Here is a 15,031-nt window from a genome sequence, read left to right as displayed (position 1 = left end):
CGGTGCATCAGTCGGCGCTGATGTTGTGGTCAATGGCGCCTTCGCGAGCAGGCTCGCTCCCACAGGGTGAGTGTGTTGTGGCAATAACGCGGGATAAAAAAAGGGCCGCACCCTGCCAAGGAGACGGCCCCGGAAAAGCAAAAACCTGTCACCGCGCAGTAATCACCGACAACTTGGTAATCCCCGCCCGCTCAATCGAAGCCATGGCTCGCGCCACTTCGCCGTAGTTCACCCCGTCATCGGCCTGCAATTGCACGCGCACTTCCGGGTCCTTGGCCTTGGCCGACTTGAGGTTGAATTCCAGCAAGTCGGGCTGAATCTGGTCCTTGTTGATAAACAGCTTGCCGGCGCCGTCGATGCTCACCACCAGCGGATCCTTCTGCTCGACCGGTGCCACCGCTTCGGTCTTCGGCAGGTTGATCGGGATCGCGTTGGTCAGCAGCGGCGCGGTGACGATGAACACCACCAGCAGCACCAGCATCACGTCCACCAGCGGCGTCACGTTAATCTCGCTGAGCACCTCGTCCGTGTCTTGCGTGGAGAAGGCCATATCAGGACGCCTCCTTCACTTTTGCCGCGTTGCCCGGTGTTGCTACCTTGTGCGCGGTTGGGTGAATCAGTACGCGGAACGCACTCTTCTGCGCCAGGCTGTAGAAGTCATGGGCGAAGTCATCCAGATCCGCTGCGGTCAACTTCAGACGGCGCAGAAAGTAGTTGTAAACCAGCACCGCTGGCACCGCGACGGCGATACCCACGCCGGTCGCAACCAGTGCCGCACCGATCGGCCCGGCCACGGTTTCCAGGCTCGCCGAACCGGCGGCGCTGATGCCTTTCAACGCTTCCATGATTCCCCACACCGTGCCGAACAGACCAATGAACGGCGAGGTGCTGCCAATACTCGCGACAACCGCCAGACCGGTTTCCAGCGAACGCCGTTCGCGGACGATCTGCTGGCGCAGGGCGCGCTCGAGGCGATCCTGATGGTTGATCGCCTGGCTCAGATCATTCGCCTGCGGCGCCTCGCCCACCTGGATCGCTGCATAGCCCGCCTGCGCTACTCGCGCTGCGGCGCCGGGCTGGGTTTCGCTCAGCTCTGCCGCGGCATCCAGACTCGACGCTGCCCAGAAGCGTTTATGAAAGCGCCGGTCCTGGGCCTTCAGACGACCGAACTGCACAGCCTTGAGCAGAGCCAGGCCCCAAGTAGCGACAGAGAAAACCACCAGCAGCCAGATCACCGCGCTTTCGATGGATTCCAGTGGAGATGCCAGTAACGTCATGATGTATTCCCTCGTGTAAACATTTCGCGCGAATTTGGTTGCGGTTTAATGAATCTTGAAATCGATGGGCACGCTGACCCAGCCGTCCTGGGCGACATCACCCTGCTTGGCCGGGACGAAGCTCCAGCGCTTCACAGCGTTGAGCGCGGCGTCGTCGAGCTGCTGGCGGCCGCTGCTTTTGGCAATCTGGATCTCGCCCGGCTTGCCGCTGGCCAACACATGCACCCGCAACAACACTGTGCCTTCCCAACCGCGACGCTGGGCCAACGACGGATATTCCGGTGCCGGGTTTTTCAGATACGCAGCGTTGGCTGACGCCGGCGTAACGGGCGCCGGTGCCGGTGGCGCAGGAGGCGCTGGCGCGGCGACCGGGGCTGCCGGTTTCGCTGGCGCTGGCGGTTGCTCTACGGCCTTCGGCGCGGGGTTTGGCGGCGGGTTTACCACCGGTTTGGGTTTGGCGATCGGCTTGGGCGGCGGCGGTTTCACTGCCAACTCGTCCTCCACCGGCGGTGGCGGTTCTACCACCGGCGCCGGTGGTGGCGGCGCAACAACCGGCGGCGCGGGCGGAGCCGGACGCGAAAACTCGATGGTCATCGGCGGAATTTCCGGCGGCACCACCGGCAGCACCGGTGTCGGTTTCTGGCTGACCCAGTAAATCACCGCGCCATGCACGACCAACGCGAGCACACCCAGCAGAAGGGTTTCGCGCCGGCTCAAAATGCCCTTGGGTGCACGCTGTAAACGCAACTGCCCCAACGGCACCCGATGCGGCCGGCCAAGATCGACCAGTTCGCCACTCGGCGTGTGCCGCCACAGCAATTCCCCTGCGCTGGCGGCGGTCTGGACATTGCCCATTGTTCAACTCCCTGCGGTCTCTTTCGTTCTACTAACCAAAGCGATCGACTCGCCATTCGTGATGCCCCCACGGCGTAGTCGACGGGGCAATCATTGGGCCTGAACGCTTATCACCGAAAGTAATCTTTAAAGTTATGCGTAGATCTGCATGGAATATACAAATCGGCTTTTTCCACCGAGGCCGCGCGCCACAAGGGCTGCAGCGATCAGCGATAAACCCCATGCTTTTGCGGCATGAAAAGTATTCGCCCACGGCATCCGCCAGCGCCTCTCAACGACTGGCATTGGCTTGCTGAACGCCGATCGCGGGGGCGATTACCGCCGTCTCCGAGCGTGGCGTACCGACCGGCACCCAGTCGTAGCTCACCGGCAGCGCTCGATACACCCAGTTGCTGATCGCGTCCCCACCCGGCGCTTTGCCCAGATACGGGCTGACGTACTCCCAGACGTTTTCACCGCTGGCGGTTACCTGGAAAAACCGTCCGTTCATGCCTTCATCGATCAACGTGTTGCCATTGGGCAACCGTCGCGCACTGCTGATGAACGAGCTGTAGAACGCCCAGCCCGGCTGCTTCGAATTGGCCGCGCTGTACTGCCAGACGATTTCATTTTTCTGCGGGTCGATTTCCAAGACCCGCGAGCCGGAGATCAAGCCCAGGGTGACGTTCGGATAGCCCGCCGAGCCCTGGTTGTCGAACACCAGCAGATTGCCGGCCCCGGGCAGCCCGGCAGGGATGATGTGCGCATCGTGCTGGCCGACGAACTGATCCACCGGACGCGGTAGTTTCTGCGCGGTTTTAGGATTGATCAGCGGCAGGTTCGGCCCTAAACGCCAGACCACTTTGCCGCTGCTTTTGTCGATGATGGCGATGAAGTTGGCGTTGCGTGAATCGATCAACAGATTGTCCGGATTGAAGCGCTTGTCCCCGCCGTCGAACCACTTGTTCGGCCCGACCAGACTGAGGTTGTTGATGTGCAGGTAATCCGGATTGTCACTGGCGCGCACCAGCTTCAGTTGCTCGGCAGTGAAGCCGAATTCGTTCAGATGATCCGAGGCCAGCCACTGCCATTTCACTGCACCGTCGGGGCTGACTTCGTAGATCACATCATCGATCACTTCGGGCGCCTTGAAGCCTGTGGCCTTGTGCACCTTGTTCGCCAGCACCACGGTGTTGCCGTTGCTCAAGCGGCGCTGATCATGGTGCTGCTGCGCCGCGCCACCGGGCGCCTTGTCGCCCCACTGCCAGACCACTTTGCCGTCCCAGTCGAGTTCGCCTACGCTCTGGTTGCCCAAGCCATTACCCGCAGAGCCGAGCTTGCCGGGATCCTTTTCACTCAATTGCAGCAGTACGTGGCCGCGTTTACCGCCGACCAGTTGCGGGTCGATGATGGCTGAAGGGAAACCGGCCTGCGCCCAGGCTTTCACTTCGTTGCCGTTCATGTCGATCAGGTGCGTCTGCTTGTCGGCGCCGCTGAAGATCACGTACTGGTTGAACGCCTTGTCCGGGACATAACGGGTGACCCCAGTCGGGTACACGCTGGGCGCGGCGAAGGCGCCGCTGCTCAGGACTGCGCCGGATAACAGCAGGGGTAAAGCGCTTTTGATGGGCAACATGGTGCAGCTCCTTGAAGGCAAATCAGAAGTCGTAGCGACCGGTAACGCCGAGGGTCCGTGGCGTGCCGAGCAGGCCCTCATAGCCGCCGTTGCCGCCGGTCCACAGGGTCGTGTAGTAGGTTTTGTCGAAGGCGTTTTTCAGCCACAGCGAGACGTCCCATTGGCCCTGATTGAAATCGCCGCGCAGGCCGGTGGAGAAGTTGACCACCGCGTAACTGGGGATCTGCCCGTAATCGGAATCCTCGACCGTGCCCACCGCTTTGGAGCGGAACGCATAGCTGCCGGTGACGTAGGGTTCGAAGCCGTTAGCCAGATTCCATTTGTATTCGCCGTTGGCGTTGCCGATCCATTTCGACGCGCCGACCACTTGATGGCCGCTGAGGTCGCACGAGGCCGGTGCACCCGGGGCCTGGCTGACTTCCGGCGGGCACGGTGCATCCTTGTACGAGAGGTAGCTGACGTCGTTGTACGAACCGTTGAAGTTCAGCGTCAGGCCACGCAGCGGCACCAAGGTGCTTTCGAACTCGATGCCACGCGAGCGCACCGAGCCTGCGTTGGTCAGGTATTGCACGCGGTTGGCGGCGTCATAGGCGTTGGTCTGGTAGGCGTTGACCTGGGTCCAGAATACGTTGGCGTTGAGTTGCAGGCGGCGATCCCACAGGGTGCTTTTGAAACCGAGTTCGGCGTTGTTGGCGCGCTCGGTGCCGATCAATAACGAGTCGGCGCCAGCGGTAGGTGCGGAGCCGACCGCGAGGTTGACCCCGCCGGATTTCTCGCCGTGGGACAGCGTGGCGTAACCGAGCACATCATCGGTGATGCGATAGCTCAGGTTGAGCAGTCCCGAGGGGCTGGAGCTGTACTGATTCAAATCACCGGAATCGTAGACGCCGGCACGCCCCCGACGCGCATTGGCTGCCGCACCCGCCACCGCCACGCCGCCGACCGGCGCGTTGCGGCTGACCGAAGCGTTTTTCTCTTCGTAGGTGCCACGCACCCCGGCGGTAAAATCGAGACGTTCACTCAGGTGCCAGGTGCCTTGGGCAAACAGGGCGAAACTGTCGGTCTGGATATGGCCGTTGCCGACGCTGGTGACGTTGGCCAGGCTGCCCGCCGGTGTGCCATTCCAGATGTCGGCCTGCGGGCCGTAATAGGAGAAGGATTTGTTGTCCAGATCCGAGCCGAAATAGTAGGCGCCGACCACATAATCGAAGAACTCACCCTTGGGCGAGGCCAGGCGAAATTCCTGCGAATACTGTTTGTCTTCCACCGACACGCCGGCGTTGTAACTGGCCGGCACGTTGAGGCCATCGTCGTTGCGCGGGGTGAAATTCCAGAAACGATAAGAGCTGACCGACGTCAGGGTGAAGTCGCTCGGCAACGTCCAGTTGGCTTCCACCGACGTGCCGCCCTGATGCACGGTGACGTGCTGGTCGTTATCGAGATTGACCTTGCGATGCCGGCCGTTGACCAGCGTTGCCCCGGCTGCACTGGCCCGCGATTCATACAGGTTGACGCCGTTGATGGTCGGCCCTGTGTTGTACAACACGCGAGTGCCGGCGCTGGAATCTTCTTCGTTGTAATCGCCGATCCAGCGCAGATTGAAATCTTCATTGGGCTTGAACAACAGTTGCGCGCGGAAGCCCTCACGGGAGCCGCCATTGAGATCGTGGCCGTTGTACTCGTTCTTGATGTCGCCGTCACTGCGCGTGCGGTAGGCAGAAAATCGCCCGGCCAACTGATCATTGAGCGGCCCGGAAATGGTGCCCTTGGTCTGGAAATAACCGTCTTCGCCGACCGAGGTTTCGACGCTGCGCTCAGGCGTGAACGTTGGCGCGCGGGTACTGATGTTGATGACCCCTGCGGTGGTGTTCTTGCCGAACAGCGTGCCCTGCGGACCGCGCAGAACTTCGAGCTGCTCGATGTCCATCAGATCGAACACCGCCATCCCCGGACGGCCCAGATAGACGTTGTCGATGTACAGACCAACGCTGCCTTCCAGACCATCACTGGCCGGGTTGTTGCCCAGGCCACGGATCGACACGCTGGACTGGCGCGCATGCATGTAGGCGACGTTGACGCTGGGCACCAGTTGCTGCAGATCCTGAATCCGGTACACCCGTTGCGTCTCCAGATTCTGCCCACTGACCACACTCATCGGCGTCGGCACGTCTTGCGAGCTTTCTTCACGACGGCGGGTGGTGACGGTCACCGTTTCCAGCTGCGAACCATTGGCCGCCGCTGTGCCTGCGGGGACGGGCGGAGGGGTTTCGGCTTCGGCGGCATAGCCGTGAGTCCAGGTGGCGCTGCCTGCTAGCAACAGCGCCAAAGGCAGGCGTTTGAGCCGTCGGGGAGATGGGGGTAACGCGAGATTCAACGGACTCATGGCGCGGCTCCTGGTCAAAAAACACACAGACATATTCACTACTGCATATTCTTTTCAGTTATTTATTTATGGATTTACAAATATTTACTGCATAAGAGATTGCCTTTATAAGGAGTCGACCTAATGCATATCCAATGCATTTCCCGGATATTTTTTATGTGAAAAATGCATATCGACTTGCGCCAACTTCGTCACTTCATCGCTCTGGCTGAACAACGCAGCTTCGTCGCCGGCGCGCAGGCGGTGAACCTGTCGCAGTCGGCGTTCAGTCGCAGCATTCAGGCGCTGGAACACAGCGTCGGCTGCCAGTTGGTCGACCGTGGGCGCAAGGAGTTGCCGCCAACCAAACAGGGCCAGGTCCTGCTCGAACACGCGCGGCGATTGGTCAGCGGTGCGCAGCAGATGGCCAACGAGATCAGCCAGATCAATGGCCTCGCAGCTGGGGAATTGCGCTTCGGTTGCGGGCCGGCGCCAGCCGCCGGATTGATCCCGCGCGCGATCGGCGCCTTCATCGGCCGCTACCCGAAAGCGCGGGTGCAATTTCAGGTCGATGACTGGCAGAGCCTGAGCAAACGCCTGCTCAGCGAAGAGTTCGAATTCTTCGTCGCCGACACCCGGCAATTCGAGGCAGATCCGGATTACCAGACCCACCGCTTGCGGGCGCGCAAATGGCATTTCTGCTGCCGTGCCGGGCATCCATTGACGGCGTTTGAACGAATCACCGCCGAGCAGTTGCTGAGTTATCCACTGGCGGTGAGCATCCGCCCGCCGAACCTGCGCAAGGTCATCGTCGACCTCAGCGGCCGCCCTGATTTCACCCCGAATGTGGAATGCGAAAACGGTTCGACGCTGTTGAGCGTGGTGCTGCGTTCGGAGGCGATCGGAATTGTCGGCGCGTATTCCGATGCGCTGCATCTGGCCAACGGTGAGCTGGTCTGTTTGAAGATCGAAGGCCTGGCGGATGATCTGGAGGAGCTGTACACCCGCTACGGCATTGTCAGCCGCGCGGGGTATCGGCTGTCGCCGCTGGCCGAAGCGATGATTGAGCAGATCAAAGTGGTTGATGCGGAGGATGAGGAGGTGTGTTCGCTGGAGAATTTTGCTGTCTGAGCTGGCCCCTTCGCGAGCAGGCTCGCTCCCACAGGAATACGCATTTCCAATGTGGGAGCGAGCCTGCTCGCGAAGAGGCTGATGCAATCGCTGCATAAAACTCATTCCCCAAATGCACTTGCCGAACACCCCACGCGAAAGCGAAAACCCCCACCTGTCCCAATGACCGGTGAACCCCATGCCCACCTCGCCCAACCCCGTGCGCAACGTGCTGTACATCATGTGCGATCAACTGCGCCGCGATTACCTGTCCTGCTACGGCCACCCGCATCTGCACACGCCGAACATCGATCGTCTCGCTGCCGAAGGCGTCCGTTTCAGCCGCGCCTACACCCAAGGCACGATCTGCGGCCCGTCGCGGATGTCTGCCTACACCGGGCGCTATGTGAGCAGCCATCAAGTGGCCTGGAACGCGGTGCCGTTGCCGCTGGATGAATTGACGATCGGCGATTACCTGCGACCCCACGGCATCCGCACCGCGCTGGTCGGCAAGACCCATGCGACGGCAAATGTCGACGCCTTGCAGCGTCTGGCGATCAACCCTGAAAGCGCGCAAGCCGAGTTGCTCAATGAGGTCGGCTTCGAACCGTACCTGCGCCACGACGGCATTTACCCCGACGATCCGTTATTCGACGACAAGCGCGAATCCGCCCCCTACACGCATTACCTGCGCGAGCACGGTTTCGATGGCCGAAACCCCTGGCACGACTGGGCGAATGCCGCCGCAGGCGAGAACGGCGAAATCCTCAGCGGCTGGAAAATGCGCAATGCGAATTTGCCAGCACGAATTCCCGAGCAACACTCCGAGACTGTCTACACTACAAATCGCGCCATCGACTTCATCGCTGAGCAAGGCGAGAAATCCTGGTGTTTACACCTCTCGTACATCAAACCGCACTGGCCCTACATCGTACCGGCGCCATACCACGCCTTGTACAGTACGAAATCGATTCTGAAACCGATCCGCGCGACGCCCTCCGAAGCCAGCAATCACCCCGTATACACTGCCTTTCGTCAACATGAGGGAAGCCTCAACTTCTCCCGCGACCCAGTACGATTGAATGTAATCCCCACCTATATGGGGCTGATCAAGCAAGTGGATGATCAGTTGGGAAGACTGTTCGATTTTCTGCAGAGCAACGGGCGTTGGGATGACACGTTGATCGTGTTCACCAGCGATCACGGCGATTTCCTTGGCGATCATTGGCTCGGTGAGAAGGAATTTCTGCTGGAGCAGGCGGTGGGCGTGCCGCTGATCGTTCGCGATCCTCGGGCGGCGGCGGATGTCACTCGCGGCACTGTCGATGAGCGGCTGGCGGAAACCATTGATGCGTTGCCGACGTTTCTTCAAGCGTTAGGATTAGCGGGCGCGGAACACCGGCTGGAAGGGCGTTCATTGATCCCGTTGCTGCACGGGGAAAATCCCGATTGGCGCCGCTTCGCGATCAGCGAATACGACTACGCCTTTCAGGCCCCGGCGCGGGAACGCCTCGGCCAGCCGATCGACCGTTGCCGCATGACCATGGTCCGCAGCGAGCGCTGGAAATACCTGGCGTACGACGGCTTTAGACCGCAGCTGTTTGATCTGTTGAATGATCCGCAGGAGCTCAATGATCTGGGTGAGGACCCGGCGTACGCGGCGGTGCGCGAGGAGCATGCGGGGTATCTGTTTGAATGGATGCGCGGGCTGAAGCGACGGACGACGATCAGCCATCAGGAGATCGACTTGCGCGGGCAGCGGTTTCGTTATGGTGAGCCGGAAACCGAGAAGGTGGTTCAGATCGGAGTGTGGTGAAAGCCCTTCGTGAGCAGGCTCGCTCCCATGGGATTGGCGTCGATCACATCCTAATGTTCGGCACAAATCCATTGTGGGAGCGAGCCTGCTCGCGAAGAGGCCAATCAGACGCCGACGATATCCGGACCTTTGATGGTCTGACTTCGCTGCCCACTCACCCCCACTGGCACCTCGCCCTTGAGCGTCACCCGGCGCACCACGCGATCCTGGGTGCCGTAATCATCAATCGCGTAATGCTGCGTCGAGCGGTTGTCCCAGATCGCCACATCTCCAGCCTGCCAGCGCCAGCGTACGGTGTTTTCCTGGCGGATCACATGGCTCTGCAGCAAACCGAACAGGTGTGCCGAATCTGCCTGTGAATAACCTTTGATGCGTTTGACGAAATGCCCCAGCAGCAAGCTCTTCTCGCCGCTGATCGGGTGCACGCGCACCACCGGGTGCTCGGTTTCGTAGACAGTCGAGGTGAAGACTTTGCGATAGCGCTCCAGCTTCTCTGCCGAGACGTCCGGCTTCGCACCGGCGTAGTCGTACTCGTTGCTGTGCACAGCGGTCAGTTTGTCGGCCAGCTCACGCAGCTCGCTCGGCAAGCCGCTGTATGCCGTTGCGGTGTTGGCCCACAGCGTATCGCCGCCGAAGGCCGGGGCGACCACCGAGCGCAGGATCGAGGCTTTCGGGTAAGCGTCGACGAAAGTCACGTCGGTGTGCCAGGAGTTGGCGCGCTGACCTTCGGCGCCGTCCAGCTCGAGCAGGTAACGGGTGCCTTCGCGCGATGGCACGGTCGGGTGTGCCACCGGTTCGCCAAGCAGATGGGCGAAGGCTTCCTGACGCTGATCGTCGAGTTGCGTCTGCTCGCGGAAGAACAGCACTTTGTATTCGACCAAGGCTTGCTGGATGGCTTCGACAGTGGCGGCGTCCAGCTCACCGGAAAGATGCACGCCGCGGATTTCGGCACCGATACGACCGGCTACCGGGTGAATTTCCAGCGCGTGAGAAACGGGTTTTACGGCGAGTGCAGCATTGCTCATGGGAAGACCCTCATCGACGGTTTGCGGTTTTGGCGGCAGCGAAACAACGCTCTATCTATATTCCATTTATATCTAATAGATATTCACATGCTTCGTTGACGGAATAAGAGCTTGCATTTAAAACCTCAAGCAACCCTCGTCGCAAATGCCTTCGAGCTATTTTTAGGATGCCGGAAAAGCATATGGATCTTCGCCAGTTGCGCTACTTCATCGCCCTCAACGAACACCGCAGCTTTGTCCGCGCGGCCGACGCCATGGGCATCACTCAACCGGCGTTCAGCCGCAGCATTCAGGGGCTGGAGCAAGAGTTCGGCTGCGTGCTGGTTGATCGCGGCAATAAGGATCTGCGCCCTACGCCCGAAGGCCAGGTGGTGCTGCAACACGCCCTGAGCCTGGTGCAGGGCGCGGCATTGCTCAGCGCTGAAGTGACACAAATGACCAAGCTCGACGCCGGCGAAGTGCATTTTGGTTGCGGGCCGGCGCCGGCGGTGAAACTGGTGCCGGACGCGGTGGCGCAGTTCATCAATGCGCACCCGAAAGTGCGCACCTGTTTTCAGGTGGATAACTGGGAAAAACTCAGTCGCGCGCTGAGCCGCGAAGAGATCGAATTCTTCATCGCCGACATCCGCCATTTCGAGTCCGACCCGAATTTCCAGACGCAACCGCTGACGCCCAAGCGCGGGGTATTTTTCTGCCGGCCCGGGCATCCGTTGCTGGCCAAGGAAAGCCTGTCGACCAACGACATGTTCGACTACCCGCTGGCCGCGACGCTGATTCCACCAGGCATTCGCAAGCTGCTGGCGAACCTCAGCGGGCGCATCGATTTCTCGCCGACCATCGAAACCGAGCACTTTCCGGCACTGGTCAAAGTGGTGCTGCAATCCAATGCGATAGGTGTCGGTACCGAGGAGGCGTTTGTCGAGGATGTCGCCAAGGGCTCGCTGGTGCTGTTGCACTGGCGCAACCTGCCGCAGAACCTTGAAAGCATGAATGCACGCTGCGGCATCGTCAGCCGCACCGGATTCCGGCTGTCGCCAGCGGCGAGGGCAATGATAGAAACGTTGGTGGCGGTGGATCGGCAGGACGTTAGCGTCGCCGTCTGAAAAACCTTCGTGGCAGACGCCGATCGTTCCCACGCTCTGCGTGGGAACGATCTGTTAGCTAAAGTTTGGCCGCTGAGAGTTCAGGCGCCACCCAATCGCTGACCTTGAACGGCTTGCGAATCAGCTTCTGCTGCGCCGCCAGGTCGACCTTGTCCTGCAGGCCGCTCAAGAACACCGGATCCAGTGTCGACGGGAAAATCTCGCTGAGATTCTGATCCTTGAGATCCTGAGCCAGAATCACCGGCGGATAACTGGCCAGCCCAGATACCAGCTGCACATAGGCGTCCTTGTTGCTGTCCTGCGTCAGCCACTCGACCGCTTGCTGCTGCGCCTTGAGCAGTTTCGCAATGACCTGAGGATGGGCGTCGACAAATTTGCCATTACCCAGCAACACCGCCTGCACGCTGCCAGCGCCGCCGAGGTCCTTGGTGTTGAGCGGCAATTCCGCCAGGCCTTTGGCTTGCAAGGCACTCAGCGCGGAGCTGCCCCACGAGGCATCGATCTGCTTGGCCGCGAGTGCCGAAACCGCCGCGTTGAAATCCAGATTGATGACCTTCAGATCCTTCTCGCTCAGGCCCTGACTGGCGAGCGCCGCATCGAACGACAGCTGCGTCGCCGTCCCGCGAAAGATCGCCACGCGTTTGCCCTTGAGATCCTGCAGCGTCTTGATCCCCGAGCCGGGCACCACGCCGAGGTATTGCTTGACCCCACGCGCCGTGGCGCTGAGCAGGCGCGTGTCCAGACCATTGGATTTGCCGATGATCGCGGCCAGATCGCCGAGATAGGCCAGATCGACCTGCCCATTGGCAAACGCCTCATTGATCACCGGCCCGGCGCCCTTGAAGAAACTCCACTGGATCTTGATGCCCTGCTCAGCGAAGGCCTTTTCGAAGATCTGCTGATCGCGCAGCACATCGACGATGCCGCCGCCGCTGTGTTGAGTACCGGCGCTGAGGTCGGGCACGGCGATGCGGATTTCCTTGAGTTCTTCGGCTTGGGCGCCAAGCGCAAGAAAGCCTGCAAGCGCCGGGGCGGCCAGCAGGCTGATGATTTGTTTGAAGGAAAGGTTCATGGGTGCGGCTCCTTGATCGCTGAGGAGCCGAAAGTAGGCTGGATGCCCACCTTCACTTAAATACTATAAATGCACATTTTTATATCCATATGAGCTAAGCGAGGGCGTGTGCGGTTTGCAGCGCGATATGCATTAACAGCATCGAAAATATTCTTCGAATGCATTGGATGCGTCAGGGCTGTAAGCCTTAAATGGCTTCGCTTATCTCCAAATTGATATTTTAATCGCCGGCTTATAACTATTTTAGTGTGGCTAATACCGCTAAAGATCGCAGCCCTCGGCAGCTCCTACAGGGGATTGCGATTCATGTAGGAGCTGCCGAAGGCTGCGATCTTCTGGTCTTGACTCGATCTTGATCCAACCCGACAACGGAGGTCACCCATGGCCCGTCAATCCCTGCTCAGCCTGCCGCTGGCCGCGCCGCCGCTGAAAAGCCGTCGCACCTGGCCGAGCCTGAATCAACGCCTGCTGCCCTGGCTGTTGCCCGCCAGCCTGTTCGTCCTGTGGTGGCTGGCCGCGCGCAATCAGTGGATGAGCGAGCAGATTTTACCGGCGCCATCGCTGGTGTGGAGCAGCGCTGTGGAACTGGCCCAAGGCGAGTTGTGGAGTCATTTGTGGATCAGCCTGCAACGGTTGTTCTGGGGCTTGTTGGCAGGCGTTTCGACCGGCGCGGTGCTTGGCGCCGCACTGGGTTTCAGTCGACGTCTGGAGCGCCTGGTTTTCCCGACATTCGCCGGGTTGGCGCAGGTGCCGACGCTGGCGTGGATTCCGCTGTTCATGGTGTTTTTCGGCATCGGCGAACTGCTGAAACTGGTGGTGCTGATCAAGGCCATTGTGGTGCCGGTGACCTTGCACACACTGGTTGGCGTACGCGATGCACAACCGAAACTGCGCGAAGCCGCCGCCGTGTTGCGCCTGCCGCCGCGTCTGCTGATTCGGCGCCTGGTGCTTCCCGCTGCGCTGCCGGCGTTCATGGCCGGCGTGCGCCTGGCACTCGCCGCCGGCTGGACCTCGTTGCTGGCGGTCGAGCTGCTGGCCTCCAGTGAAGGCATCGGCTATCTGATGGTCTGGGCGCGGCAGCTGTTCATGCTCGACATCGTGTTCGTGTGCATCGTGGTCATCGGTCTGATCGGTGTGGCCATGGATCGCGGCATCGGTCTGCTCGACCGCAGACTGGTGCACTGGCCGCACCCGGCCACCGCGCACATCACTCGCGGCCCGCGCTATCAGGGCTGGCAACGCCTGCAACCGTGGCTGTTGCCGCTGGGCTTGTTGGCGCTCTGGCAACACGCCAATGATCAGCACTGGGTCGACGCGAATATTCTGATCAGCCCTGCGGCTGTGCTGAGCACGACATGGGACGGACTGCTCGACGGTACGCTGGTCAACGGCATGGCGCTGAGCCTGAGCCGCACCCTCGGCGGTTTGCTGATCGGGGGCGGACTCGGTTTCGCCCTGGGCTTGTTGCTCGGCCTGTCGCGTTTCAGCGAACGCCTGCTCGGCCCGACACACGCCGCACTGCGGCAGATTGCGATTTTCGCCTGGGTGCCGCTGCTCACCGCGTGGTTCGGTCTCGGCGAACTGGCCAAGTGGGTGTTCGTCGCTCTCGCTGCATTCTTTCCGCTGTTCGTCGCCACCCAGCGCAGCGTCGCCAACCTCTCGCCGCAACTCAACGAAGCCGCGCAAGTGCTGCGCCTGAGCCTCGGCCAGCGCCTGCGTCGACTGGTCCTGCCCGGCGCTGCGCCGGGGATTTTCGCAGGGCTCAGATTGAGCCTGATCTACGCCTGGCTCGGCACCATCGGCGCTGAATATTTCATGCCGTCCAATGGCGGCATCGGCAGCCAGATGATCGGCGCACAACAGTTGCTGCGCATGGACCTGATCATGGCCGGCATGCTGCTGGTCGGCCTCACCGGCGCCCTGCTCAACCTGATCGGCCAACGCCTGGAAATTCGCGCGACCCGCTGGAGACACGCATGAACGCACCGATTGTCAGCTTCAACCACGTAGGCAAATCCTTCGCCGTCAACGGTTTCGAACTGGAGGCGATTCGCGAATTCAACCTGGACATTGCCGAGGGCGAATTCGTCGCCATTGTCGGTTCCAGCGGCTGCGGCAAATCCACTTTGCTGCGTTTGCTGGTCGGCCTCGACACCGAGTTTCGCGGACAGATCAGCGTCGATGGCAAAGCTGTCAGCGGCATCGGCGGCGAGCGCGGCATCGTCTTTCAGGAACATCGCCTGTTTCCGTGGCTGACCGTCGCCGACAACATCGGCCTCGGTCTGGTCAATGAACCGCTGAGCGGCGCGCAGAAACAACAGCGCATCAAGGATTTCATCGAGCTGGTCGGCCTCAGCGATTTCACCCAGGCCTATCCGCATCAACTCTCCGGCGGCATGGCGCAGCGCGTGGCGATCGCTCGCGGCCTCGTCGCCAGCCCGCGAATCCTGTTGCTCGACGAACCCTTCGGCGCCCTCGATGCGCTGACTCGCCAGCAAATGCAGGACGAGCTGCTGGCGATCCGCGATCGGGCAAAGATCACCACGATTCTGGTGACCCACGATGTCGAGGAAGCGATTTTTCTGGCCGACCGCGTGGTGGTGATGGAGCCGCGTCCGGGGCGGATCAAGCAAGTGGTCGGCATCGCTTTGCCGCACCCGCGCCAGCGCAGCAGTTACGACTTCCATCAGTTGCGTGAAGAACTGCTGCACGAGTTGACCAGTGATGACCATTACCAACCGAGCGCAGCGGTGCAGATCCGCGATCTGCCGCTGACGTTCATTGCCTGCTGAACAG

The 15,031-nt window shown here is 60.9% G+C and carries 12 protein-coding genes; 5 read left to right on the top strand and 7 right to left on the bottom strand.

Translation table 11 applies throughout. The annotated features are described in order from the left end of the window. Positions 1–148 precede the first annotated feature (148 nt). From OC605_RS22150 to OC605_RS22130, 5 genes are all read right to left on the bottom strand, one after another. Entirely contained in the window at positions 149–550 is a 402-nt protein-coding gene (locus OC605_RS22150; RefSeq protein WP_024011153.1) for an ExbD/TolR family protein, read from the bottom strand. A gap of 1 nt (position 551) precedes the next feature. Next, positions 552–1,277: a MotA/TolQ/ExbB proton channel family protein gene (locus tag OC605_RS22145; RefSeq protein WP_042608544.1), complete on the bottom strand. Its 726-nt coding sequence runs from the start codon at positions 1,275–1,277 to the stop codon at positions 552–554. Positions 1,278–1,322: 45 nt separating this feature from the next. Beyond that, complete coding sequence (locus OC605_RS22140) at positions 1,323–2,132, bottom strand: energy transducer TonB (protein ID WP_262139495.1); 810 nt, start codon at positions 2,130–2,132, stop codon at positions 1,323–1,325. Positions 2,133–2,403: 271 nt separating this feature from the next. After that, positions 2,404–3,747, bottom strand: coding sequence for an aryl-sulfate sulfotransferase (locus OC605_RS22135; protein ID WP_262139494.1), 1,344 nt, complete (start codon positions 3,745–3,747; stop codon positions 2,404–2,406). Between the two features lie 22 nt (positions 3,748–3,769). Beyond that, on the bottom strand, positions 3,770–6,130 hold the full coding sequence (locus OC605_RS22130; RefSeq protein WP_262139492.1) for a TonB-dependent receptor: 2,361 nt from the start codon (positions 6,128–6,130) through the stop codon (positions 3,770–3,772). A 165-nt stretch (positions 6,131–6,295) separates the two neighbouring features. Here OC605_RS22130 and OC605_RS22125 point away from each other — a divergent pair, with 165 nt between their 5' ends. Continuing rightward, positions 6,296–7,240: a LysR family transcriptional regulator gene (locus tag OC605_RS22125; RefSeq protein ID WP_262139490.1), complete on the top strand. Its 945-nt coding sequence runs from the start codon at positions 6,296–6,298 to the stop codon at positions 7,238–7,240. Between the two features lie 178 nt (positions 7,241–7,418). After that, positions 7,419–9,035 carry an alkaline phosphatase family protein gene (locus OC605_RS22120; RefSeq protein ID WP_262139489.1) on the top strand — a complete coding sequence of 539 codons (1,617 nt, stop codon included), beginning with the start codon at positions 7,419–7,421 and terminating at the stop codon, positions 9,033–9,035. A 104-nt stretch (positions 9,036–9,139) separates the two neighbouring features. On the opposite strand, the gene OC605_RS22115 is transcribed toward OC605_RS22120, so the two are convergent. After that, positions 9,140–10,060 carry a TauD/TfdA dioxygenase family protein gene (locus tag OC605_RS22115; protein ID WP_024011146.1) on the bottom strand — a complete coding sequence of 307 codons (921 nt, stop codon included), beginning with the start codon at positions 10,058–10,060 and terminating at the stop codon, positions 9,140–9,142. A gap of 182 nt (positions 10,061–10,242) precedes the next feature. Between OC605_RS22115 and OC605_RS22110 the strand changes: the two genes are divergently transcribed. After that, entirely contained in the window at positions 10,243–11,163 is a 921-nt protein-coding gene (locus OC605_RS22110; RefSeq protein WP_212615023.1) for a LysR family transcriptional regulator, read from the top strand. A gap of 58 nt (positions 11,164–11,221) precedes the next feature. Here OC605_RS22110 and OC605_RS22105 read toward each other — a convergent pair whose 3' ends face one another. Further along, a complete protein-coding gene (locus OC605_RS22105; RefSeq protein WP_262139485.1) occupies positions 11,222–12,235 on the bottom strand; it encodes an ABC transporter substrate-binding protein in 1,014 nt (337 codons plus the stop codon). Positions 12,236–12,616: 381 nt separating this feature from the next. Between OC605_RS22105 and OC605_RS22100 the strand changes: the two genes are divergently transcribed. Together OC605_RS22100 and OC605_RS22095 are read left to right on the top strand one after the other, a co-directional pair. Continuing rightward, positions 12,617–14,215, top strand: coding sequence for an ABC transporter permease (locus tag OC605_RS22100; RefSeq protein ID WP_262139483.1), 1,599 nt, complete (start codon positions 12,617–12,619; stop codon positions 14,213–14,215). Then, positions 14,212–15,027 (top strand): ABC transporter ATP-binding protein, encoded by an 816-nt coding sequence (locus OC605_RS22095; protein ID WP_262139481.1) that lies wholly within the window; start codon positions 14,212–14,214, stop codon positions 15,025–15,027. Before OC605_RS22100 ends, OC605_RS22095 begins: the two co-directional genes overlap by 4 nt. Positions 15,028–15,031 lie beyond the last annotated feature (4 nt).

The sequence above is a fragment of the Pseudomonas sp. Marseille-Q5117 genome, assembly GCF_946901175.1.
In the GTDB taxonomy this organism is placed as follows: Bacteria; Pseudomonadota; Gammaproteobacteria; order Pseudomonadales; family Pseudomonadaceae; genus Aquipseudomonas; species Aquipseudomonas iranensis.
The sequence above is the reverse complement of the archived record's forward strand: the minus strand, read 5'-3'. Positions and strand labels throughout refer to the sequence as shown.

What these genes read in the sequence shown, in the direction of transcription:
- OC605_RS22120 (WP_262139489.1), top strand. Translation starts at nt 7,419, where the DNA reads ATGCCCACCTCGCCCAACCCCGTGCGCAACGTGCTGTACATCATGTGC.
- OC605_RS22130 (WP_262139492.1), bottom strand. Translation starts at nt 6,130, where the DNA reads ATGAGTCCGTTGAATCTCGCGTTACCCCCATCTCCCCGACGGCTCAAA.
- OC605_RS22110 (WP_212615023.1), top strand. Translation starts at nt 10,243, where the DNA reads ATGGATCTTCGCCAGTTGCGCTACTTCATCGCCCTCAACGAACACCGC.
- OC605_RS22125 (WP_262139490.1), top strand. Translation starts at nt 6,296, where the DNA reads ATGCATATCGACTTGCGCCAACTTCGTCACTTCATCGCTCTGGCTGAA.
- OC605_RS22140 (WP_262139495.1), bottom strand. Translation starts at nt 2,132, where the DNA reads ATGGGCAATGTCCAGACCGCCGCCAGCGCAGGGGAATTGCTGTGGCGG.
- OC605_RS22115 (WP_024011146.1), bottom strand. Translation starts at nt 10,060, where the DNA reads ATGAGCAATGCTGCACTCGCCGTAAAACCCGTTTCTCACGCGCTGGAA.
- OC605_RS22100 (WP_262139483.1), top strand. Translation starts at nt 12,617, where the DNA reads ATGGCCCGTCAATCCCTGCTCAGCCTGCCGCTGGCCGCGCCGCCGCTG.
- OC605_RS22145 (WP_042608544.1), bottom strand. Translation starts at nt 1,277, where the DNA reads ATGACGTTACTGGCATCTCCACTGGAATCCATCGAAAGCGCGGTGATC.
- OC605_RS22150 (WP_024011153.1), bottom strand. Translation starts at nt 550, where the DNA reads ATGGCCTTCTCCACGCAAGACACGGACGAGGTGCTCAGCGAGATTAAC.
- OC605_RS22135 (WP_262139494.1), bottom strand. Translation starts at nt 3,747, where the DNA reads ATGTTGCCCATCAAAAGCGCTTTACCCCTGCTGTTATCCGGCGCAGTC.
- OC605_RS22105 (WP_262139485.1), bottom strand. Translation starts at nt 12,235, where the DNA reads ATGAACCTTTCCTTCAAACAAATCATCAGCCTGCTGGCCGCCCCGGCG.
- OC605_RS22095 (WP_262139481.1), top strand. Translation starts at nt 14,212, where the DNA reads ATGAACGCACCGATTGTCAGCTTCAACCACGTAGGCAAATCCTTCGCC.